The organism is Acidovorax sp. sif0632, from assembly GCF_019218805.1.
GTDB classification, from domain to species: Bacteria; Pseudomonadota; Gammaproteobacteria; order Burkholderiales; family Burkholderiaceae_C; genus Acidovorax; species Acidovorax facilis.
Genome location: NZ_JAHUWW010000006.1, coordinates 121,980 through 143,574, shown reverse-complemented (window position 1 = coordinate 143,574; position 21,595 = coordinate 121,980). Strand labels below are relative to the sequence as shown.

General features: G+C 62.5%; 17 protein-coding genes. 7 read left to right on the top strand and 10 right to left on the bottom strand.

The genetic code is table 11. The features are described from left to right. The first annotated feature begins 49 nt into the window (after positions 1-49). Genes KW832_RS18710 through KW832_RS18695 form a run of 4 tightly spaced genes read left to right on the top strand, consistent with a single transcriptional unit; the run spans position 50 to position 3,730 of the window. Positions 50-529, top strand: coding sequence for a MarR family winged helix-turn-helix transcriptional regulator (locus KW832_RS18710; protein WP_121420191.1), 480 nt, complete (start codon positions 50-52; stop codon positions 527-529). Then, positions 519-1,778: an MFS transporter gene (locus KW832_RS18705; RefSeq protein ID WP_121420192.1), complete on the top strand. Its 1,260-nt coding sequence runs from the start codon at positions 519-521 to the stop codon at positions 1,776-1,778. The genes KW832_RS18710 and KW832_RS18705 overlap by 11 nt, the downstream gene beginning before the upstream one ends. 40 nt (positions 1,779-1,818) lie before the next feature. After that, positions 1,819-2,322, top strand: a complete 504-nt coding sequence (locus tag KW832_RS18700) for a MaoC family dehydratase (protein WP_255577835.1) — start codon at positions 1,819-1,821, stop codon at positions 2,320-2,322. 31 nt (positions 2,323-2,353) lie between these two features. Continuing rightward, positions 2,354-3,730: an MATE family efflux transporter gene (locus tag KW832_RS18695; protein WP_218301205.1), complete on the top strand. Its 1,377-nt coding sequence runs from the start codon at positions 2,354-2,356 to the stop codon at positions 3,728-3,730. Positions 3,731-3,805: 75 nt separating this feature from the next. Here KW832_RS18695 and KW832_RS18690 read toward each other — a convergent pair whose 3' ends face one another. The 8 genes from KW832_RS18690 to KW832_RS18655 all read right to left on the bottom strand — a co-directional run bounded on the left by KW832_RS18690 (position 3,806) and on the right by KW832_RS18655 (position 14,303). Continuing rightward, entirely contained in the window at positions 3,806-4,606 is an 801-nt protein-coding gene (locus KW832_RS18690; protein WP_218301108.1) for an SDR family NAD(P)-dependent oxidoreductase, read from the bottom strand. Between the two features lie 142 nt (positions 4,607-4,748). Continuing rightward, positions 4,749-7,133 carry an EAL domain-containing protein gene (locus KW832_RS18685; RefSeq protein ID WP_218301109.1) on the bottom strand — a complete coding sequence of 795 codons (2,385 nt, stop codon included), beginning with the start codon at positions 7,131-7,133 and terminating at the stop codon, positions 4,749-4,751. A gap of 191 nt (positions 7,134-7,324) precedes the next feature. Further along, entirely contained in the window at positions 7,325-7,858 is a 534-nt protein-coding gene (locus tag KW832_RS18680; RefSeq protein ID WP_218301110.1) for a response regulator, read from the bottom strand. 17 nt (positions 7,859-7,875) lie between these two features. Continuing rightward, positions 7,876-9,219, bottom strand: a complete 1,344-nt coding sequence (locus KW832_RS18675) for an HD domain-containing phosphohydrolase (protein WP_218301111.1) — start codon at positions 9,217-9,219, stop codon at positions 7,876-7,878. A 3-nt stretch (positions 9,220-9,222) separates the two neighbouring features. After that, the gene (locus tag KW832_RS18670) at positions 9,223-10,176 is read right to left on the bottom strand and encodes an ATP-binding protein (RefSeq protein ID WP_370628745.1); all 954 of its coding nucleotides are present in this window, start codon (positions 10,174-10,176) and stop codon (positions 9,223-9,225) included. A gap of 12 nt (positions 10,177-10,188) precedes the next feature. Beyond that, positions 10,189-11,031 (bottom strand): HDOD domain-containing protein, encoded by an 843-nt coding sequence (locus KW832_RS18665; protein ID WP_055397893.1) that lies wholly within the window; start codon positions 11,029-11,031, stop codon positions 10,189-10,191. After that, complete coding sequence (locus KW832_RS18660; RefSeq protein WP_218301112.1) at positions 11,028-11,357, bottom strand: hypothetical protein; 330 nt, start codon at positions 11,355-11,357, stop codon at positions 11,028-11,030. The genes KW832_RS18665 and KW832_RS18660 overlap by 4 nt, the downstream gene beginning before the upstream one ends. Positions 11,358-11,372: 15 nt before the next feature. Next, complete coding sequence (locus KW832_RS18655) at positions 11,373-14,303, bottom strand: EAL domain-containing protein (protein WP_218301113.1); 2,931 nt, start codon at positions 14,301-14,303, stop codon at positions 11,373-11,375. Between the two features lie 412 nt (positions 14,304-14,715). Between KW832_RS18655 and KW832_RS18650 the strand changes: the two genes are divergently transcribed. The 3 genes from KW832_RS18650 to KW832_RS18640 are packed head-to-tail and all read left to right on the top strand — an operon-like array spanning position 14,716 to position 19,531. Further along, a complete protein-coding gene (locus KW832_RS18650; protein ID WP_233559250.1) occupies positions 14,716-15,243 on the top strand; it encodes a molybdopterin-dependent oxidoreductase in 528 nt (175 codons plus the stop codon). 36 nt (positions 15,244-15,279) lie between these two features. Next, a complete protein-coding gene (locus tag KW832_RS18645; protein WP_218301114.1) occupies positions 15,280-18,339 on the top strand; it encodes a response regulator in 3,060 nt (1,019 codons plus the stop codon). After that, on the top strand, positions 18,332-19,531 hold the full coding sequence (locus KW832_RS18640) for a two-component system response regulator (RefSeq protein WP_218301115.1): 1,200 nt from the start codon (positions 18,332-18,334) through the stop codon (positions 19,529-19,531). Before KW832_RS18645 ends, KW832_RS18640 begins: the two co-directional genes overlap by 8 nt. A gap of 11 nt (positions 19,532-19,542) precedes the next feature. Here the strand turns inward: KW832_RS18640 and bioB are convergent, their stop codons facing one another. After that, on the bottom strand, positions 19,543-20,634 hold the full coding sequence (gene bioB / locus KW832_RS18635) for a biotin synthase BioB (RefSeq protein WP_218301116.1): 1,092 nt from the start codon (positions 20,632-20,634) through the stop codon (positions 19,543-19,545). Between the two features lie 406 nt (positions 20,635-21,040). Beyond that, positions 21,041-21,514 (bottom strand): VOC family protein, encoded by a 474-nt coding sequence (locus KW832_RS18630; protein ID WP_055397875.1) that lies wholly within the window; start codon positions 21,512-21,514, stop codon positions 21,041-21,043. Positions 21,515-21,595: the final 81 nt, after the last annotated feature.

Below are 21,595 nucleotides of genomic sequence, written 5' to 3'. Positions count from 1 at the left end.
TTTACATGCATGAGATGCATATGCAATTATTGCAGATACAATTAAATCCATGCAAGCCGAACCAACCACCCTGGCCCCCGTACTGCCACGGGGCTGCACCAACTTCAAGCTGCGCCAGCTGATGCGCCGCATAGCCGCGCACTACGACGCCGAAATGGCGAAGTGCGGGCTCAAGACCACGCAGTATTCGCTGCTGTCGCATGTGCTCACGCTGGGGCCTATCCGCCCGGGCGACCTGGCGGTGGCCATGAAGATGGATGCGTCCACGCTGACGCGTAACCTGCGCCCTCTGGTGGATGCAGGATGGGTCACGTTGGAGGCGGGCGCCGATGCTCGCAGCCGCCTGGCCCACATCACCGACGCAGGTCGCGAAAAACGTGCCGAGGCGCAGCGCCACTGGAAGGCTGCGCAACTCGCGCTGAATGAAACGCTGGGCGTGGAACGCGTGATGGCGCTGCATGCGCTGGTGGACGACTCGCTCGATTTGCTGGCAGCACTGCCAGTGCAGGAGGCTGGGCATGACGAATAACGACACCCCTCCGGTCGCAGCCAAGTCCGTCGCGCCACTGGCACTGTGGCTCGTGCTGCTGGCCGCCGCTGGCGCCTTTGCGCTCACCATGGGCACGCGCCAGACCATGGGCCTGTTCCTGTCGGCGCTCAACACCTCCACAGCATTGGGCATTGGCAGCATCAGTCTGGCCTTTGCGTTTGGCCAGCTGTGGTGGGGGCTGACGCAGCCGTTTGCAGGGGCTGTGGCCGACCGCATTGGCACGGGCCGTGTGATCCTTCTGGGCGTGGCGCTGGTGGCTCTGGGCACTTTCATCACGCCGTACATGACGACCACGGCCGGGCTGATTTTTGCGATTGGCGTGCTGGCCGCAGGCGGCGCGGGCATGGCCGGGCCGTCGGTGCTGATGGCGGCCACGGCGCGGCTGGTGCCCGCCAGCAAGCGCGGGCTGGCCAGTGGCATCGTGAACGCGGGGGGATCGTTCGGGCAGTTTGTGATGGCGCCCATTGCCATCAGCCTGACCGCTGCGGTGGGCTGGGCCAGTGCCATGCAGTGGCTGGGGGTGCTGGTGCTGCTGGCGCTGCCTGCGGTGTGGGTGCTCAAGGGCAATTCCAACGCGCTGGCGGCGCAGGCTGCGGCTGCGTCCGGCCAAAAGGCGTTGACCGCGCGCGAGGCCATTGCCCAGGCGCTGGCAACACCCAGCTACCGGTACCTTGCGGTGGGCTTCTTGGTGTGCGGGTTTCACGTCGCCTTCCTGGCCACGCACCTGCCAGGGGTGATTGCTGCCTGTGGATTGGCGCCCGAGGTGGGCGGCTGGGCACTGGCGGTCATCGGGCTGTTCAACATTGTCGGCAGCCTGGCCATGGGCTGGGCCGTGGGGCGCTGGCGCATGAAGTCGCTGTTGGCACTGCTGTATGCCACGCGGGGCCTGGCGGTGCTGGTCTTCTTGTTCGCGCCCAAGACACCCATGGTGGTGCTGATCTTCGCCGCCGTGATGGGTGTGACGTTCCTCTCCACCGTGCCGCCCACCGCTGGGCTGGTGGCCAAGATGTTCGGCACGGCCAACATGGCCATGCTGTTCGGCATCGTGATGCTGTCGCACCAGGTTGGCGGCTTTTTTGGCGCCTACCTGGGCGGCAGCGTGTTCCAGGCCACGGGCAGCTATGACTGGGTCTGGTACATCGACATCGTGCTGGCCGTGGGCGCGGCACTGATCAATCTGCCCATCCGCGAGGCGCGATTGGCGCGCCGGGCCGCCTCCGCCGCCTGAGCCCACAAGGCATCCATCCCCTTGATTGAAAGCCAATGACATGACGGACATCCACGCCCGCAGCGCCTCCATGGCAGGAAAATCTCCGATCTATCTGGACGACCTGGCCGTGGGCGACCAGTTCAAAAGTGGCGAACACGCCATGGATGAAGCGCAGATCACCAGCTTTGCCGCCCAGTTCGACCCGCAGCCGTTTCATCTGGATGACGCCGCCGCGCGTGACACGCTGTTTGGCGGCTTGGCCGCCAGCGGCTGGCACACGGCGGCCGTGACCATGCGCCTGCAGGTGACCAGCGGACTGCCCATTGCGGGCGGCATCATCGGGGCGGGGGGCGAGCTGAGCTGGCCCCGGCCCACGCGCGCCACCGATGTGCTGCATGTGGTGAGCGAGGTGCTGGCGATCCAGCCCTCCAAGTCCAAGCCCGATCGCGGCATGGTCACGGTGCGCAGTGAGACCCGCAACCAGCATGGCGATGTGCTGCAGCTGTCTACCGTGCGCATCGTGGTGCCGCGCAGGCCTGCGGCCGACGGGGCAGGGGCTTGATGTGACCGATGCACTGAACCCCCGCACCCGCATGCTGCTGGAGGCACCCATCGCCCCCACGCTGCTGCGCCTGGCCGCACCCAATGTGCTGGTGATGCTGGCGCAAGCGGGCGTCGGGCTCATCGAGACCTACTTTGTCGGCAAGCTGGGCACCGATGCGTTGGCGGGCATGGCGCTGGTGTTCCCGGTCGTCATGTTGATGCAGATGACTTCCGCAGGTGCCATGGGCGGCGGCATTGCGTCGGCCATTGCGCGTGCCTTGGGCGCTCGGCGCCGGGACGATGCCGACGCCCTGGTGCTGCACTCCTTGGTCATCGCGGCGGTGTTCTCGCTGATCTTTACAGTCGGCGTGGTGGGAGGAGGGCGCTGGCTTTACACCCGCATGGGCGGCACCGGCGGCGCGCTAGCTGCGGCGCTGGTCTATTCCAACTGGGTGTTTGCGGGCGCGTTTCTGGTGTGGCTGTTCAACACGCTTTCGGCCGTCATTCGGGGCACGGGCAACATGGCCGTGCCAGCCTATGTCACGGTGCTGGGCGCCTTCGTGCTGGTGCCGCTGTCACCGTTGTTGATCTTTGGCTGGGGCCCCGTGCCCGGCCTGGGCATTGCCGGCGGGGCCATTGCGCTGATGGCGTACTACCTGATCGGCAGCGTGGTGCTGGCCGCCTATCTGTGGTCGCCGCGCAGCCTGCTGCGGCCATCCTTGGCGCACATCCGGTTTCGCTGGGTGCTGTTCAAGGACATCCTGCGGGTCGGGTTGGTGGGCACCGTGTCGACCGTGGCCACCAATGTAGCGATTGGGGTGACCACCGCGCTGGTCGGCGGTTTTGGCACGGCGGCCATTGCCGGGTATGGAACCGCATCGCGGCTTGAGTACCTGCTGGTGCCCCTGGTATTTGGCCTGGGCGCGCCGCTGGTGGCCATGGTCGGCACCTGCATCGGCGCGGGCCAGCGTGAGCGCGCCCTGCGCGCCACCTGGATCGGCGCGGCCATGGCGTTTGTAATGGCCGAGGCGATTGGTCTGTGGGCGGCGGCCTTTCCCCATACGTGGCTGTCGCTTTTCAACAGCGACCCCGCCATGCTGGAGGCGGGCGCGCTGTATATGCGTACCGTCGGGCCGGTGTATGGCTTTTTCGGCCTGGGCCTGGTGCTGTACTTTGCCTCGCAAGGGGCAGGGCGCCTGCTGTGGCCCGTCATCGGCAACATCACGCGCCTGGCGGTGGCCGTGACTGGCGGCTGGCTGGCGCTGCGCTGGGGTGGTGGTTTGGCGGCGGTGTTTGCCGCACAAGCCGTGGCGCTGGTGCTGTACGGCGTGGTCAACGCCTGGGCGATTGCAGGTGGCGCCTGGTTCGGTCCGGTCGGTTGGCCACGCAGCATGGCGGGCCTGCTGCGGCGCATGCCACAGGCGTAGAAATATAGCCAGAATTGCTGCTAGCGCTTACCCATCAAGCGCTAGCAGCTATCAATTTGGTAGTATTTCGTTGAATCAGACCGGAACGGTGTAGTTCAGCGTCATGCGGCCACCATCCACGGTCACGATCTCGCCGGTCACATAGCTGGCGGCGTCGCTGGCCAGCCAGGCCACCACGTCGGCAATCTCGGACGGCTCGCCCAGCCGCTTCATGGGCGTGCGGCTCATGATTTTGTTCTTGGCCTCATCGCTGGTCAGCACGGCCCTGGCGGCCAGCTCGGTGGCGATGGTGCCGGGCGCCACGGCGTTCACGCGGATGTTCCTGTCGGCCAGCGCCAGCGCCATCACGCGCGTGAGCTGGTTCACGCCGCCTTTGCTCACGTTGTAGCTCGCGATATTGGGAATGGTCAGCACACCGTTGACCGAGCTCATGTTGACAATGGAGCCGCCACCCGAAGCCACCATGGCCCGCGCCACGGCCTGCCCGACGAGGAACGAGCCCTTGAGGTTGACCCGCAGCACGGCATCAAAGTCGGCCTCGGTCACTTCCAGAAAATCCGCCGCGCGGAAGATGCCCGCGTTGTTCACCAGCACGTTGATGCGTCCGTGGGCGGCTAGCACCTGGGCGACCAGCGCATCCACCTGCGCCTTGTCGCCTACGTCGCAGCGCACATACAGCGCGCCCAGTTCCGCAGCCAGGGCCTGGCCGCGTGCATCGTCCACATCCACGATCACCGGTTTGGCGCCTTCAACTGCAAACCGGCGGACGCAGGCTTCACCAATGCCTTGCGCGCCACCGGTAACGATGCAGACGCGACCTGTGTGGCCAAAGTGAATGGAAGACCGGAGGAATGGGGCGGGGCTTGTAGGATTCATGGGCGTGGATGGTAGCGGGTGGGGGAGGAGGGTGGAGCCGGAAACCTGCATTAGCTTCGAGTTACCGCCAGTGCGCGGGCCCAAGGGCGATCAATGCCTGTTCTCGCTTTCTGCGGGGTTTGGACGGAAGCCCCGCAGACCGTCAGCGCACCGGCTGCCGGGCTCCTACCCACTCAGGCGGCGGCTGCCACGCCCGGATCCAGCGGATCAGATCCGGCAGCGGCATCGGCCTGGCAATGCCATAGCCCTGCAGGCCATCGCACCCCAGATCGCGCAGTGCCCCGGCATGGGCCGTGGTCTCCACACCTTCCGCCACCACGGTGCGGTTGAACGCATGGGCCAGGCTCACGATGCCGCGCACCAGGGCACGATCGCGCTCGTTGTCGAGCATCTCGCGCACGAAGGACTGGTCGATCTTCACGATCTGTGCGGGCAGGCGTTGCAGATAGGTGAGCGATGAGTAGCCCGTGCCGAAGTCGTCGATGGAGCATTGCACACCCAGCTCGTCCAGCCCCTGGATGACATAGGCCACGGCCGAGAGGTCGTTGAAGGTTTCGGTTTCCAGCAACTCGACCTCCAGAAAGGGCTGGGGCAAGGATGGGTGCCGCTTGAGCAGTCGCGCGACTTCCTGCTGAAACCGGCTGTCGATCAGTGTGGGCACTGCGATGTTGATGCTCAAGGGCAGGGGGCAGCCCTGGGTGACGAGCGTGTGCCCGGCTTTGAATGCAGCGTCCAGCACCCAATAGTCCAGTTTGCCGGAAGCAGGGGTGCCCACAATGTCGTCCATAAACGCACCCGGCGCCAGCAGCCCTCGCTCGGGATGGTGCCACCGGATCAAGGATTCGGCACCAATCACCTGCCCATCCGAGATTCTGACCTTGGGCTGAAAAAACAGCTCCATCTCGCCTTGCAGCAGGGCGTCCTCGACCAGCTTGGCCGTGTGCCTGCGCGCTTGCAGCCGCTGGCCCTGCTGGACGTCGAACACCGCGATCCGGTCCTTGCCTTGTTCCTTGGCCGCATACAGCGCCAGGTCTGCATGGCGCAGCAGGCCGTCAGCGTCCCCCAGATCATCTGGATAGAACGTGACCCCGGCGCTGCAGGTCAGGCGCAGTTGCACATTGTCCAGAACGGCCGTCCGCGCGAGCGACTGGCGCAGGCCCTCGAGCCGCTGCAGGGCGGCCTCGGTGTGCGCGCAGTCTTTCAGTGTCACGGCGAATTCATCGCCGCCAATGCGGCCAATGAGGTTGTCTGGTCCCGCCTCGGCCCGCAGGCGCTGCGCAAATACCCGAAGGAACTGGTCCGCCAGGGGCTGCCCCCATTGCTCGTTGAGGTCCTTGAACTGGTCGATGTCCAGCAAACACAGGGCCAGGATGCCATTGGTTTCGATGCGTTTCTGGAGGGTCGCATTCAGCTCCTTGGCAAAAAGGCGGCGGCTGGACAGGCCGGTGAGGGCGTCGTAGTTGCCAAACTGCTGCAGGGCCTGCTCCAGGCGGCGCTGCTCGGTCACATCCTTGCCCACAGAGACCCATTTGCGCACGACGCCGTCCGGGTCCTTGATGCCTTCGATGGTGACCTCCGAGACAAAGGCTTCGCCATTTTTGCGGCGCCTGACCAGTTCGCCATGCCATCGGCCGTCTCGCTCAATGGCCTGCGCGACGCGGCGCAGGAATGTGGATTCGCCCCCTTCATCAAGGCGCAGGACGGCAGATGACTTGCCAATCAGCTCCTCGCGCGAGTAGCCCAGCACGTTGCTGTAGGTCGGGTTGACATCCAGCACGGTGCCGTCCGGTTGCACTATGGCAATCGTGTCCTTGCTGTTGACGAAAACGCTGGCGGCCTGCCGCGCTTCGGCCAGCATGGTCTTCAAGGTCTCGGCTGTCTGCTCCAGGGTCTCTTCGCGCTGGTTGAGTTTTTGCGTGTTGTCCAGTAGGAACCCCAGCAGCACCGTGCCGATGGGGTAGATCACCACCACAGCCATCCAGGAGCGCGTCGTGACTGCTCGCGCAATCTCTGGCGGCAAGGTCTGTATCGCCAGCATGCCGCCGGCCGCCAGGCTCAAGCCGAGTCCGATTAGCCAGACCCCATCGGAAAAGGCTCCAAAACGCTGCGGAGAAAAGTAAGGCCTGTGGCGCTGCCAGAGCCACCCGATGCCCGTGGTCAAAACAATACCGACCATGGCCGGGCCGCTGCCGATGCCGCCCAGGCTGAGCCGGTAGGCGCCGAGCACCACAGCGCACAGCACAGCACCCAGCGGCGACAGATAGGCGCCGGCCAGGCCCGCCATCACCAACCTGGCGTCAACGATCACGCCTTCGGCCAGCCGCAAAGGCACGAGCATGGTCAGGATGCCGATGACTCCGAACATGAGCCCTGTGATCCAGGGCAACCATCGTTGCCGCGCCTTCCTGATGCCCAGGTCGGGATGGCGCAGGCCACTCAGGACAATGCTGTACAACGCGGCCAGAAAACACAGCAGGCCCGCGTTCATTCCCATGTCCCGAATCAAAGACGTGGTGTCGATGTTCATGGCGCCTTCTCGTGCGATTGGTGGGCCATCACAAGGAATGGCACGATCCGATGTGACGCTATCTTTAAAATAGATACGATGTATATTATGTTAAATAACAAACATTCTATCCACGGTCTTTTGGCAGACTTCCCGGTTCTGCAATCCAGCGTCCTGGCACCACGACGCTGCCCAGCACAAAAGGCGTAACGCTAGTTCTCGGGGCCCAAAACCTCTCCATTGGGGCCCCACGTCACCTGCGTCAATCCAGGTTCCATGGCTTCCAATCGACGGCGCTCCAACTCCGTCGCACTGAGTTGCCCCAATTCATGCCGCCCCACGTCGGCAAGTTCACTTTCATGGCGCAGTTGATCCGCTCTCTCCAGGGCTGAGCGGACGTGACCAAGCAGGTCTTTTTCATCCCAGGGCTTCAACAGATAACGAAAGACTTCTGCGTCATTGACGGCTCGCATCAGGTTCTCCGAATCGGACGACGCGCTTAAAACCATCCGGACTGCCTTGGGCTGAATGGTTCGCACCAGACCCAGAAACTCCACGCCAGTCATGAGCGGCATCCTAAAGTCCGAGATCACCACGTCAAAGGCGGTCTCTCTCAGTCTGGCCAAGGCAACCTCCGGATCCACGGTCTCTTCAATGCGGAGGTCAGAACCGAGTCCCGCCCGCAGACTGCGCTTGATTGCAGCCAAGACGTGGTGTTCATCATCGAGCAAGAGAATTCTCTGCATGGCTGGCTCCCTCTCCGTTACGGTTTTATGGGCAAGATCATTTCCACATCGTCCCGCCCTTCGCGCAAGCGCAACCGCTTGATCAATTCGGCGGTGAGCACGTGATCGGCGGCAAGCAACACGGCGCCTTCGCTGGACAACAGATCGCGCGCCAGGATCATGCCGGGTTGAAGTTGTACCGTTCGCAGCATGCGCGGCGGAGCGTCTGCAACGGGCGCAGCCTTCAGGAGCATCTGCAGGAACACATCCACCACTTCTGGATGAAACTGGGTTCCCCTGCCCCTGGCAATCATTGATCGTGCGTCTGCAGCACTCAGGGGGGTGGAGCTGAGATGGCCGATCTGCAGATCATCGTAGGTATCTGCCACAGCGAGGATGCAGGCCCCCATTGGAATCATCTCCCCGACCAGGCCATCTGGATATCCGAGCCCATCGTGCCGCTCGTGGTGGCTGCGGATGATGTTGGACACCGTCTGCATGTCATCCAGCGCCATCAGTGCCTGCTCTCCCAGAACGGCATGCCGTCGGTATTGCGCAGTTTCTTCATCGGAAAGCTTGGGAACGGGTTTGGCCAGCAAGGTGTCAGGCAAGGCAATCTGCCCAATGTCATGCATGAGCCCTGCGATGAACGCGTCCTGTTGATCCGCTTCCGCCATGTTCATGGCCCGTGCGGTGCGACGGGCCAGATCCGCCACACGGCGCGAGTGGCCGGAGAGTTGCCCACCTCGCCACTCCATGAGGTTGGAAAACACCTTGATGGAGGTAAGGTAGTTTTTCTTGATTTTTTGACTGAGCTGGAGCAACTCGCTGGTGCGCGCCGCAACCTTTTCCTCCAGGGTTTCATTCAATTCCATCAGGGCCTGGTTTTTGGCCCTGAGCAGTTCTTCCAAACGGGTTTTTTCGTCTTCCAGGGCATGCCGCTCAAAAATCTGGTGAGCCGTGGCAAGCACCTCACCGTCATCCCACGGCTTGGTGATGTACCGATAGACTTCCCCGCTGTTGATGGCCGCGATGGTTGACCCAATGTCAGCGTAGCCTGTGAGCAGTACGCGTGTCGTTTTGGGCCACCGCACCCGTATCTGCTCCAGCAACTGGGCCCCGCTCATGCCGGGCATTCTCATGTCGGAGAAGACCAGATCCACAGGCTCTTGCTCGAGGTGCGCAATGGCTTGGGCACCACTCGTGGCCGTTGTCACCTGGTATCCGCTGCCACGAAACAGCCGCCTGAGCGAGGCCACAATGTTGGGCTCGTCGTCCACGCACAGAATGCGCCAGACGCGCTGACCACCGCCCTGCAGACTGGCGCCCTCCTCTTGCAAAGCCGCCCCTGACAAGGCGGTGACGTCGATAGGGGAATTCACACCTCAAGCCTCCTGCGGGTGCTGAATCGGCAGCGTGACACGAAAACGAGTCCCAACCCCCTGCTCGCTGAACACGTCAATGCTGCCAAAGTGCTTTTTGACGATGCCATAGGAAAGAGACAGTCCAAGCCCGGTCCCTTTGCCCACCGCTTTGGTGGTAAAGAACGGGTCGAAGATTCTTCCCAGATTCTCTTTGGCAATGCCTTCTCCGGTATCCTGTATTTCCACCCATACCCGGCTGTCGTCAGCGCCGGTGCTGATGGTGATGACGCCCCTGTCTGCCTGGATGGCGTGCGCAGCGTTGACCAGGAGGTTCATGAAAACCTGATTGAGTTCAGAGGGAAGGCACTCGATATCCGGGAGTTCACCGTACGCCTTGACGACCTCCGCCTTGTATTTGATTTCGTTGTTGACGATGTTCAGTGTGGAATCAATGCCATGGTGCAAATCGGCCAGGACCCACTTCTGCGAGGTGTCCACCCGGGAGAAATCCTTCAGGTTCTGGACAATATTGCGCACCCGCGTGATGCCGTCTTTCGACTCTGCCATCAACGAGGGGATGTCCTCCTTCAGAAAGTCCAGTTCTATCTTTTCGCGCAGAGCCCTCAGACGGGCTGCTGCCGGAGTGCCTGCCAATGCGGACTCGGCCTCTTCATAGGCAGCGAGCATCTGAAAAAGATCACCCAGATAGCGTTCGAGAGTCCCGAAATTAGAGAATATGAATCCAATCGGATTGTTGATTTCGTGGGCCACCCCGGCAGCCAGTTGCCCGATGGAGGCCATTTTTTCCGACTGCATGAGCTTGTCCTGTGCATCCGAAAGTTTGGCATTCAGTTGCATCAGCTCCTCATTGGAGCGCAGCAGTTCCTTGACCCGGTCTGCCGTGACATCGGCGGCAGAGAGCGGCAAGGATGTCGTGTTTGCGGACTCAGCCAATAGCGGATCGTGAGAACTCATGTCAACCCTCCTTCAGGCCAGCAACGCGTGACAGACGACGTCGTGTTGTTCAGCAACGGTGTCAAAAACTTCCCGGTAGTCCTTCTCACCCAGCGCGAGCCTGCCCCAGGCATCCAGTGACAGCAGCGGCACCATGTCATCTTCCTGGTGCGAAAGATCGAGGCCATGGGCAATGTTGTCAGCAACATGGACGAGATCCATGAGCCCTTTGCCAGCATGGGACCGAGGCCGGTGATGGCATGCGATGGCTGCGACGATCTCTGGGGCAAAGTGCCAATGCTCAGCGATGAGGCCGCCGACCTCTGCGTGGTCAACACCAAATTGATGCTGTTCTGCAACGTGCATGAAACAGTCATGTTCTGTCCGATATGCAATGGCCTGGGCATATTCCTCCTCATAGGAGCTGACCAGAACCAAGCGCCCAATGTCATGCAACAGCCCCAACGTAAACGCGGCGTCTTCGTCCAATCGGGTGCGCTGCGCCAGGGCCCGGCAGGTAAGCGCCGTACCGATGGAATGGCACCAGAACGCATCGAAGTCGAAGCCTTGGCAGCGCGACTTGGCAAACCCGCTGACAAGGCCTGCGGCCGTTGCCACGCCGCGCAATGTGCGCAGCCCCAGGATTGCCGTAGCCTCAGTGATCGAAGTGACCTGACGCGGCAACCCGTAGAAGGAAGAATTCGCAAGTCGAAGGGTTTTCGCGGCAATGGCCTGGTCGTGCGATATCTTTATGGCCAGTTGCTCCGCCGAAACATCGCTGTCGCCAAAGGACTGGATCAACTCCAGCACGACTGCTGGCAAGGCTGGCAGTCCGTGCACGCTGTGCAAGATCGCATCCGCAGTGAGTTGCTTCATGGCCTCTCCTCAAGCCGGTGCCTCAAAATCATGTGCAGCAATGGGTTGAGTTGCCCTGCCCGCAGGGCAGGCCTGAACAAGTGCAACAAACGCTGTTCCGTCAGTGCCCGTTGCTCAACCGGATCCACTTTTCCATTGCGCTGTGCTAACTCCTCGGGGGCATTCACAAAAATCGTGTCGATACCTCGATGCTGCAAGTTGTTGAGAATTTCGCGCGTGACAGGCGTCCCCTCTGGCAACAGAAGTTGCGCATGTGCATCCAGTACGGGCTGCGCTAAAAGTAGTCCCTCCGGAACCCGTTCAGTGGTGGTAGCAAGAGCTTGCATGGGCGCGCATAGAGTTCAAGCCGCACTGCCTGGCACCAAGACCAGCAATCGACCTCGTGAATGATTTTCTCCTCCGATGGAGCGGCATACAACGCGAAACGTCTCTCCCGCGAGTTGCACATCGTGGTAGCTCTGATCGGCGGCACGCCATACATGGCGCAGATCTGCCGGTAGCACGTCGTCCGCATCCTGTCCCAACAACGCGGTGGTCCTTCCAAACAGTGCCTCTGCATCTGCATTCACAAATGCCACCATGCCCTCCAGGTCCACCCCGATGACCGCTGCAGGAATATGATCCAAGACCTCCCGTGCGACGCTCAGGCTACTCTCTTCGCGATGAATCTGCTCACGTTGATTCGTTAGCAACTGTTGCAAACGGTCATTCACTGCAGTGAGTTCATCGTTGGCTCGCAGAACTGCACTCGCCAGCCGCCGATTCTCATCGGCCATTCCCTTTTGGGAGAACGCTTCCGCCACATGCCCGCGAAGCCGCTCGTCATCCCATGGTTTTGTGAGGAACTTGTAGATAGCCCCTTCATTGATCGCATCGGTGATGGACTGAAGCTCCGTGTAGCCAGACAGCACCATACGTACGGTGTCTGGATACAGCTCCTTGGCCCGGCGCAGGAACTCCACCCCCGTCATACCGGGCATCCGCTGGTCCGAGACAATCACATCCACCGAGTTTTCGGCCAGCCTTTGCAAACCTTGCGCCCCGCTGTTGGCCGTCACGATGTGATAGCCATCCCGACGCAGCAATCTGCGCAACGCAGAAACAATGCTGTCCTCGTCATCAACGAGCAACAAGGTACGTTGTTGGGCGCGGCGCAATAACAAGTGCTCAGGCAAGGCCTTGCTTTCACGCAACAGGGAACCCATGGCGTCGGCAGTTAGCAGCCCGCTGAAATAGTGCCCTTGCATCTGGTCACAGCCGTTGGCGATGAGCAACGCCAGTTGCCCCTCGGTCTCAACACCTTCTGCCAACACTCTCATCTGCAGGCTGTGCGCCATGTTGATGATCGCGCGCGTGATGGACACGTCTTGAGAAGCTGCCGTGACGTCGTGGACAAACGAGCGGTCTACCTTCACCACGTCAATGGGCAGTGTGCGCAGGTAGCTCAGGCTGGAATAGCCGGTGCCAAAATCATCCAGCGAAATCTCGATGCCCAGGGTCTTGAGGTCGCCCAGAATCCGCGCGATGCGAGTGCTTTCCCCCATGAGCGCACCCTCGGTGATCTCCAGCCCCAGCAGCCTTGGATCAAGGCCGGTTTCGATGAGGATCTTTTCTATCTTCTGAGCCAGATCGGGTTGTTGAAGCTGGCGAGCCGACAGGTTGACGGCAACCCGGCACATGGGATGACCAGCGCGCTGCCATTCCAGCGCCTGGAGGCAGGCAGTGCGCAGAACCCATTCACCGATCGGCACGATCAGGCCGGTTTCTTCAGCGGCCCGGATATAGCTGGACCGGGAAATTAATGCGCCATCGGGGGATTTCCATTCAAGGAATGCCTCGGCACCAATGATGGCCCCGCTGACCAATTCGAGTTTGGGCTGAAAATGCAGTTCAAACTCGTTGCGCTCCAAAGCTCGACGCAGTCCCGACTCCATGACAAGCCTGGAGATCGCCTTGGAATGCATGCCCGAACTGAAAACGCAGATTTGGTTCTTGCCCAGCTCATGGGCGCGATACATCGCCGCTTGCGCTAGCTGGAGCAATTTTTCAGGATCATCCCCGTGCACGGGGTAAAGGGATATTCCGATATCGCAGGTCACCTTGATCTCGTTGTCGCCAATGGCAACCGGAAGGGACAGCGCATCAACCAATGAGGCGGCGGTGCCCCGCGCCATGGCTTCATCCACAGACTCCTCCCGTGCCAGCACCAGGGAAAACTCGCCGCTACCAAAGTGCGCCAGCAGATCGTCCTGGGAAACCTGGGGCTGGAGCCGTCTGCCGACCTCCATGAGCAACTGGTCCCCAGCTGCGTGGCCCAGTGATTCACTGACAAGCTTGAGTCTGTCAATCTCAACGCTCAGGACCGCAATGTGCCGCCCTCCCCGCGCGGCCTCGCGCATTTTGGTATCAAGATATTCCGTCAGCGCGTTGCGGTTCGGCAGCCCGGTGATTTCGTCGGTATTCGCGAGCTTGTCCAGTTTCTGTTCAGCCGCCCGCTGCAGGGTGATGTCCTGCAGGAGTGTGACCGTCCTGATCACCTTTCCGCCTTCATCGGCCTCGGCAAGGACCCGGTGCAGCACCGTGCGCAAGCTGCCGTCGGTGTGAACAATACGGTGCTGGAACTCACAGACGTCGTCGGGGGAAACGCCCTCGCTGATGGCCTGAACATAGGGGCGCTCTACCGGAGGTACGCGCGCCAGCAGCCAGTCTGTACCGGGGGGCGTCTCGGTGAGCGGGATTCCCAAGATGGCATGCATGCCCGACGACAGGGTGACCGTCCCGGACACCAAGTCCACCTCCGCAGAACCAATGCGCGCAAGCTCTTCAGCATTGCGAAACAGCTGAACACGCTGCTGCGCGTACCGCGTGGCCGCCTGGATTGCACTGACGTCATGCAACGTGACCAGGTCCGCTGCTTGCGCCGACAGAAAAATGCGCACGCCCCAGACCTGGGCGCTGAACCGCTCGCCGTTCTTGCGCAGGCATTCGACCTCATAGGCTTTGCCTGGGACCCCCGCTACCCGGGCGTTCGTCTGCTCCCGCACCATGTCCCGGTGCTCGGGCACGCACAGCAGCATGGGATCCATGCCTCTGAGCATCTCTTCCTTGGAGTATCCGAAAAGCTCCAGGAGCTTGGGATTCACAAAAAGGAACCGCCCCTTCTGAATCACAAAGACGGCCGCCTGCACCTGATCTACCAACAGCCGGTAGTCGGGTTCAGAAAGTGCCATTTCCTGTTCAAACGGCCGGTCTTCAGTATCGAAACTACCCATGGTGAGATGCCTTGCCAACACGGAAATGATGCGACCACGTTATGCGATGCAGGGCTGTGCGGCTCATTGAGGACCTCTGTGGCCTCACTACCCACGGCGCTGCATTGCGCAGATTCGGGGCCAACGCTTGCAGAGCTTTCGTGAGCCCATGCACCTCCCTCCCGAATGATTGGCGCAGGCGACAAACCTGCTTTGGAATATCGGACCTGCTACCCACTGTACTTATCCCCTTTGAGCTTGTCACGGCCTTGCAGCGAGTGCACAGGCAGGGTATGTCCTGCTATGCCGTGTGAGCGCAGCCCTGGTATGGGTACCCATCTGCGTCGCTGGAGCATCACAAGACCCATGCTGCTAGAAAACGATTTACATTTTGGGCAACTGTCTGCAAGACTGTTGCAAAAGGGGGAGCGTTATGCATACGAGTCTTTCAGGGGCACGCGTTGCCTTGTGGCTGGGCATCGCAGTGTTTGTAGTCGCTGCGGCGACGCTGCCCCAGGCCCGCGCTTTGGACAAACCCACCGGCACGGTCGTTCTGACCATCGACGGCGCGATCAGCCAGACCAACAACGGCTCGCAAGCCCAGTTCGACATGGCCATGCTGGAGAAGCTGCCCCAGCACAGCTTCTCCACCCAGACCCCCTGGTACCCCAGCGCCGTCACTTTCACTGGCCCCCTGCTGCGCGATGTGCTGGCGGCCGTGGGCGCCAAAGGCAAAAACATCACGGCGGTGGCGCTCAACGACTACAAGACGGAAATCCCCATCGACGATGCCACGCGCCACGACGTGATCGTTGCCCGGCTCATGAACAACCGCCCCATGCGTGTGCGCGAAAAGGGGCCGCTTTTCATTGTCTATCCGTTTGACACCAAGGCAGAGCTGCGCAGCGAGCTGTACTACAACCGCGCCGCCTGGCAGCTCCATATCCTGCGAATTCGCTAGTCCACCCTCTCCTCCCAACTTCCCAGGAACCACACCATGATCCGGGGCAAGCACTTTCTGCGGCTGATCATCGCGGGCCTGGTGGTGGCGTATGTGGCCATTGCCGGGGTGCAGTACCACCAGTACCGCAGCGTCGAGGCGGTCATGCGCCGGGGCGACGTCAATGCCCTGTGGTCATTCCTGCAGCTCAATGTGGAGTACGAAAAACTCGACCACGCCCTGCACCAGTTCGAGCTGGACCCGCCCAGCCTGCCCATGGACCGGCTGGAGCTGCGCTATGACCTGTTCCTGAGCCGCTTCAGCGCGCTGGAGAGCGGCACCGCCCGCACGCTCATGCAGGAGGAACCGATCTACGCCACAGCCCTGGAAGCACTGCAGAAGTTTGTCGCCGCAGGGGACAACCATTTCGGGCAGAGTGTGGACGCGGCATCGAGCCAGACAAATATGCTTCTGTTGCGGGCCGAGCTGAACAAGCTGCGCGACATCGTTCAAGAGCTGTCGCTGCAGGCATCGCGCATCTCCGCCTTGCTGGGCGACCGGCGCAACGAAGAGGTCAAGCACCAGACCCTGCTGACCACCGGGCTGACCGCGTTCCAGGCCATCCTGACCTTTTTGCTGGCCATTGCCATGGCGCGCCAGTTCCTCCAGCGTGAAAAGGCCACCTCCCAGGCCCTGGAGGCCCAGGCCGAACTGGTGGAAGCCCTCAAGCGCAACGAGGAAGCCCTGGAGGCCCGGGTAGCCCAGCGCACCACCGAGCTGCAGCGAGCCAACGCCGCGCTGCAGGAACACGAGGATGAACTGGAGGTGGCCCGCGCCAAGGCAGAGGACGCATCGCGCATGAAATCAGACTTCCTGGCCAACATGAGCCACGAGATCCGCACGCCCATGAACGCCGTGATTGGCATGAGCCACCTGGCGCTGGCCACCGAGCTGACCGCGCGCCAGCGCGACTACGTCGAAAAGATCCAGCGGTCGGGACAGCACCTGCTGGGCCTGATCAATGACATCCTGGATTTCAGCAAGATCGAGGCGGGCAAGCTCGAAGTCGAGGTAGTGGATTTCGACCTGCATGCCGTGCTCGACAACGTGGCCAACCTGCTGGGCGAGAAATGCGCCAGCAAAGGCCTGGAGCTGATGTTCGACGTGGACTCCCACCTGCCCGCCGACTTGCGTGGAGACCCCCTGCGGCTGGGGCAGATCCTGGTGAACTACGCCAACAATGCCGTCAAGTTCACGGACGAGGGCGAGATCATCGTGCGGGTACGCGAAGCAGCGCGGGATGCCCAGGGCGTGCTGCTGCGCTTTGAAGTGCAGGACACGGGCATCGGCCTGACCGAAGAACAGCAGGCGCGCCTGTTTCGCTCGTTCGAGCAGGCCGACACCTCGACCACGCGCAAGTACGGCGGCACCGGCCTGGGCCTGGCGATTTCCAAGAAACTGGCCAGCCTGATGGGCGGCGAGGTGGGCGTGCACAGCGTGCCGGGCAAGGGCAGCACCTTTTGGTTCACGGCGCGACTGGGTTTGGGCGCGGCCGTGCAGCGGCCACTGCTGCCGGAACCCGACCTGCGTGGTCGCCGCGTGCTGGTGGTGGATGACAGCGAACAGGCCCGGCAGATCCTGGCCGAGCTGCTGTCCAGCATGAGTTTTTCGGTCACGCTGGCCAGTTCGGGGGCGCAGGCCGTGGACCTGGCACGCGCCGCGGACCTGGCAGGCAGGCCCTGCGAAATCGCCTTTCTGGACTGGAAGATGCCTGGTATGGACGGTTTTGAAACCGCCCGCCAGCTGGCCCAACTGCCCCACCCTCCGCGCCCGGTCATCGTCACCGCGCATGGGCGTGACGACGTTCTGGCCGAACTCACACGCACCGGCATCGGGCTGATGCTGACCAAGCCCGTCAACCCATCTCAGCTTTTTGACGCCGCCATGCGGGCACTGGGCGGCGCGCAGCGGTTGGACGACGGGCGGCGCCTGCCAGCCGCAGCTGCACGAGGCGACAACCTGGCATCGATCCAGGGCGCGCGCGTGCTGCTGGTGGACGACAACGACCTGAACCAGCAGGTGGGCAGCGAACTGCTGGCCAGCGCCGGGCTGGTGGTGGATGTGGCCGACAACGGCCAGGCCGCACTCGACATGCTGGCCCGAGGCACCTATGACATCGTGCTCATGGACATGCAGATGCCGGTGATGGACGGCCTCACCGCCACGCGCCAATTGCGCCAGAACCCCGCCTGGGCGCGCCTGCCGGTGCTGGCGATGACCGCGAACGCGATGAGCGGCGACCGCGAGCAGTGCCTGGAAGCGGGCATGAACGGCCACATAGCCAAGCCCATTGACCCCGACGCGCTGTTCGCCGCCCTGCTGCAATGGATTGCACTGCCGCACACTGGGGGCGCCAGCGGTAAGACTGTTGCCCTGCAACCTGCGGTGCCTGGCGCTCCTTCCTTGGCGCCGGCGGACACCCCCGACCCGCTGACACACATCGAAGGCCTGGACACCGCCGCCGGGCTGCGGCGTGTACTCGGCAAACGTACGGCCTATGAGAGCCTGCTGCGCAAATTCGTGGCCGGACAAGGCAGCGCAGTGAAAGAAGCGCGCGCGCACCTCGCGGCCGCCCAGCCAGAGGCGGCGCAGCGCGCCATGCACACGCTCAAAGGTACCGCTGCCACCATAGGCGCGGTGGGCCTGGCCGAACTGGCAGGCGCGGCGGAGCAAGCCATTGCACACAACGCGACCGCCGACGCCCTCGAAGCCCTGCTCCCGCCGGTAGACACCGTCTGCCAGACCCTGGTGGCTGCGCTGCAGAGCGCCCTGCCCCCTGAGGCAGACACGCCCGGCACGGCGAGCGCTGCCAGAACCCCGTTGGATGGCGCGCAGGCCCGCGCATTGGTGGAACGCCTTGGCGCCCTGCTGGAAGACAGTGATTCCGACGCCATCGAGTTGTTCAAGGACTCCGGCCCCAGTCTTCAGGCCCTGCTGGGCCCCGCCTACGCCGACATGAAGCGGCTGCTCGACAACTACCTCTTTGCCGATGCGCTCGACGTGCTGCGCAAGGCGGGGAACGATATACAACACAAGGAGGACCCAGTTCATGAATAGCCCATTGGAATTGAGCGGCAAATGCACGGTGCTGGTGGTGGATGACACCCCGGGCAATCTGTCGCTGATGAGCGACCTCCTGCGCCCCGACTACAAGGTCAAGCTGGCACCCACCGGCGAACGCGCGCTGCAGATCGTGGCGGCCGAAAAGCCCGACCTGATCCTGCTCGACATCATGATGCCCGACATGGATGGCTACGAGGTGCTGCGGCGCCTGCAATTCAACCCCGAGACCGAAGACATTCCGGTGATTTTCCTCACTGCCATGAGCGCCACCGACGACGAAACGGTGGGGCTGGAGCTGGGCGCGGTGGACTACATCACCAAGCCCGTCAACCCCGCCATCACCATGGCGCGCGTGCGCAACCACCTGCAGCTCAAGCGAGCGCGGGATTTATTGACCCACCACAACCACTTTCTGGAGCAGGAGGTGGCCAACCGCACGCGCGCCCTGGCGGAGCTGCAGGACGCCACCATCCGCGCCATGGCATCGCTGGCCGAAACGCGGGACAACGAGACCGGCAACCACATCCGCCGCACGCAGCACTATGTGGAAGCGCTGGCCCGCAAGCTGCAGGACCACCCGCGCTTTCGCGACGAACTCACGGAAGACGCCATCCAGGTGATCTTCAAGTCCGCCCCCCTGCACGACATTGGCAAGGTGGGCATCCCCGACCGCATCCTGCTCAAGCCGGGCAAGCTGACGCCTGAAGAGTTCGAGATCATGAAGACCCATACCACGCTGGGCCGGGACGCCATCGTGGCGGCAGAAACCGAAACCACACAGAACAACCCGTTTTTTCGTTACGCCAAGGAAATCGCCTACAGCCACCAGGAAAAGTGGGACGGCTCAGGCTACCCCGAAGGGCTGGTGGGCAACACCATCCCCCTGTCGGCACGGCTCATGGCGGTGGCCGATGTGTACGACGCGCTGATCTCCGAGCGCGTGTACAAGGCCGCCTTCTCCCATGAGACGGCGGTAGAAATCATCCGCGACGGCCGAGGTAGCCACTTCGACCCCGACATGGTGGACGCCTTCCTCTCGCTCTCCGAAGAGTTCCGGCGCATTGCGCAGCAGTTTGCCGACAGCGAACATGCGCTGCAGGCGCAACGCGACCGCATTGCCCAGGACCTCTCTACCGAGGGTGTGGTCATCGGCGAAGGCAGCGTCAGCAGCAGCAGCGGCGGCTGACCCCCGCGCTCTCAGCAGCAGGCGCCTGTGGCGCTTTCTTCTGCCCCACTTTCGGAGGAAGTGGTGGTGCGGTGTCCGTTGAGGCCCAGCTTGGCCAGCAGTTGCACGTCAGCCTCCACATCGGGGTTGCCGGTCACCAGCAGCTTGTCGCCATAAAAGATGGAGTTGGCGCCCGCCATGAAACACAGCGCCTGCACGGCTTCGCCCATCTGCTGGCGCCCTGCGGACAGGCGCACCCGGGCCTTGGGCATGGTGATGCGGGCCACGGCGATCATGCGCACAAAATCGAACGGGTCGATGGGCTCGCTGTCAGCCAGGGGCGTGCCGGGCACGCGCACCAGGCTGTTGATGGGCACCGACTCGGGGTACGGCTGCAGGTTGGCCAGCTGGGCGATCAGGCCAGCGCGGTGCACGGGCGCCTCGCCCATGCCCACAATCCCACCGCAGCACACGCTGATGCCCGCGCTGCGCACATGCGCCAGTGTGTCCAGCCGGTCCTGGTAGGCGCGGGTGCTCACCACATCGGTGTAGTACTCAGGGGCGGTGTCCAGGTTGTGGTTGTAGTAGTCCAGCCCCGCATCCTTGAGGGCCTGCGCCTGGTGCGATTCGAGCATGCCCAGGGTGGCGCAGGTCTGCAGGCCCAGGCCCTTCACGGCACCGATCAGGGCGCTGACTTTTTCGATGTCGCGGTCCTTGGGCGCGCGCCAGGCGGCGCCCATGCAAAAGCGCGTGGCCCCCGCATCCTTGGCGGCCTGGGCAGCGCGCACCACTTCGTCCACCTCCATCAGCTTGTCGGCTTTCACGCCCGTATCGAACTCGGCCGCCTGCGGGCAGTAGCCACAGTTTTCGGGGCAGCCGCCGGTTTTGACGGACAGCAGGGTGGCCAGCTCGATGTCGCCCGCAGGCCAGTGCTGGCGGTGCACGGTCTGCGCCTCGAACAGCAGGTCCATCAAGGGCTTGTCGAGCAACGCCTGGATGGCTTCCACGCTCCACGGGCCTTGTGGGTTGGCAGTGGCTGGGCGCCGGTGCACCTGGACGTTTTGTACGGTGGGTGCCGGCGGCACAGGCTGGGCGGCGGGCATGGCAAGGGTCGTGGAGGACATGGCGATCGATTCCCTTCAAGGCATTCGCCCCACCGTGGCAAGGAGCCACCCGAGGCTTAAGAAGTTGTTTAGCGACACCGCGCGCACGGCACACCACGAATGGTTTGGCATGGCGCGCTGCGAGGTGGGCGGATTCTGGACGAGAAAACGGCACAAAAGCACGCCACAGGGTCACAAAAGATGCCAAGAAAAACGAGGCATCAACAACCGTCAAGTTCTGAACTTTTTAGAAGCAGAAGGCTGCACGTTGATTGAACTTGCCGGGCCTTTGGGGCAGTCAGTTTCTTGGCGCCTTCAACAGCCCCGTTGTGGTGGTTATCTGCTCCCATCTGACACTCTGTGCAGCCGAGCAACGCCTGGAGATGGCCGACGTTGGTGCACTTTGGATGCCGGCCTTTCGCAACTATCAGGTCAGTGCCGCAATCACGTCGGCCGGGGCCTGCACCAGTTCGATCAAAACGCCCTCGCCCGCAATCGGAAACTCGTCATTGCTCTTGGGGTGCAAAAACGTGATGTCGTAGCCCGCCGCGCCTTTGCGGATACCGCCGGGCGCAAAACGCACGCCTTGGGCCGTGAGCCATTCCACGGCCTTGGGCAAATCGTCGATCCATAGCCCAATGTGGTTGAGCGGCGTGGTGTGCACGGCGGGTTTTTTGTCGATGTCCAGCGGCTGCATGATGTCCACCTCGACCTTGTAGGCCCCCTGCCCCATGGCTAGGATGTCTTCGTCCACGTTTTCGCGCTCGCTCTGGAAGGTGCCGGTTTGGGTGAGGCCCAGCATGTCCACCCACAGGGTTTTCATGCGCTGCTTGTCGGTGCCGCCAATGGCGACCTGCTGAATGCCCAGGACTTTGAACGGGCGATGAAGGGATGTGGTCATTGTGTTTGCTCCTTGATTGATAGCTACTTGCGCTTATGGATAAAGCGCCAGAGGCCAATTTGACCTAAAAATAACTTGCTC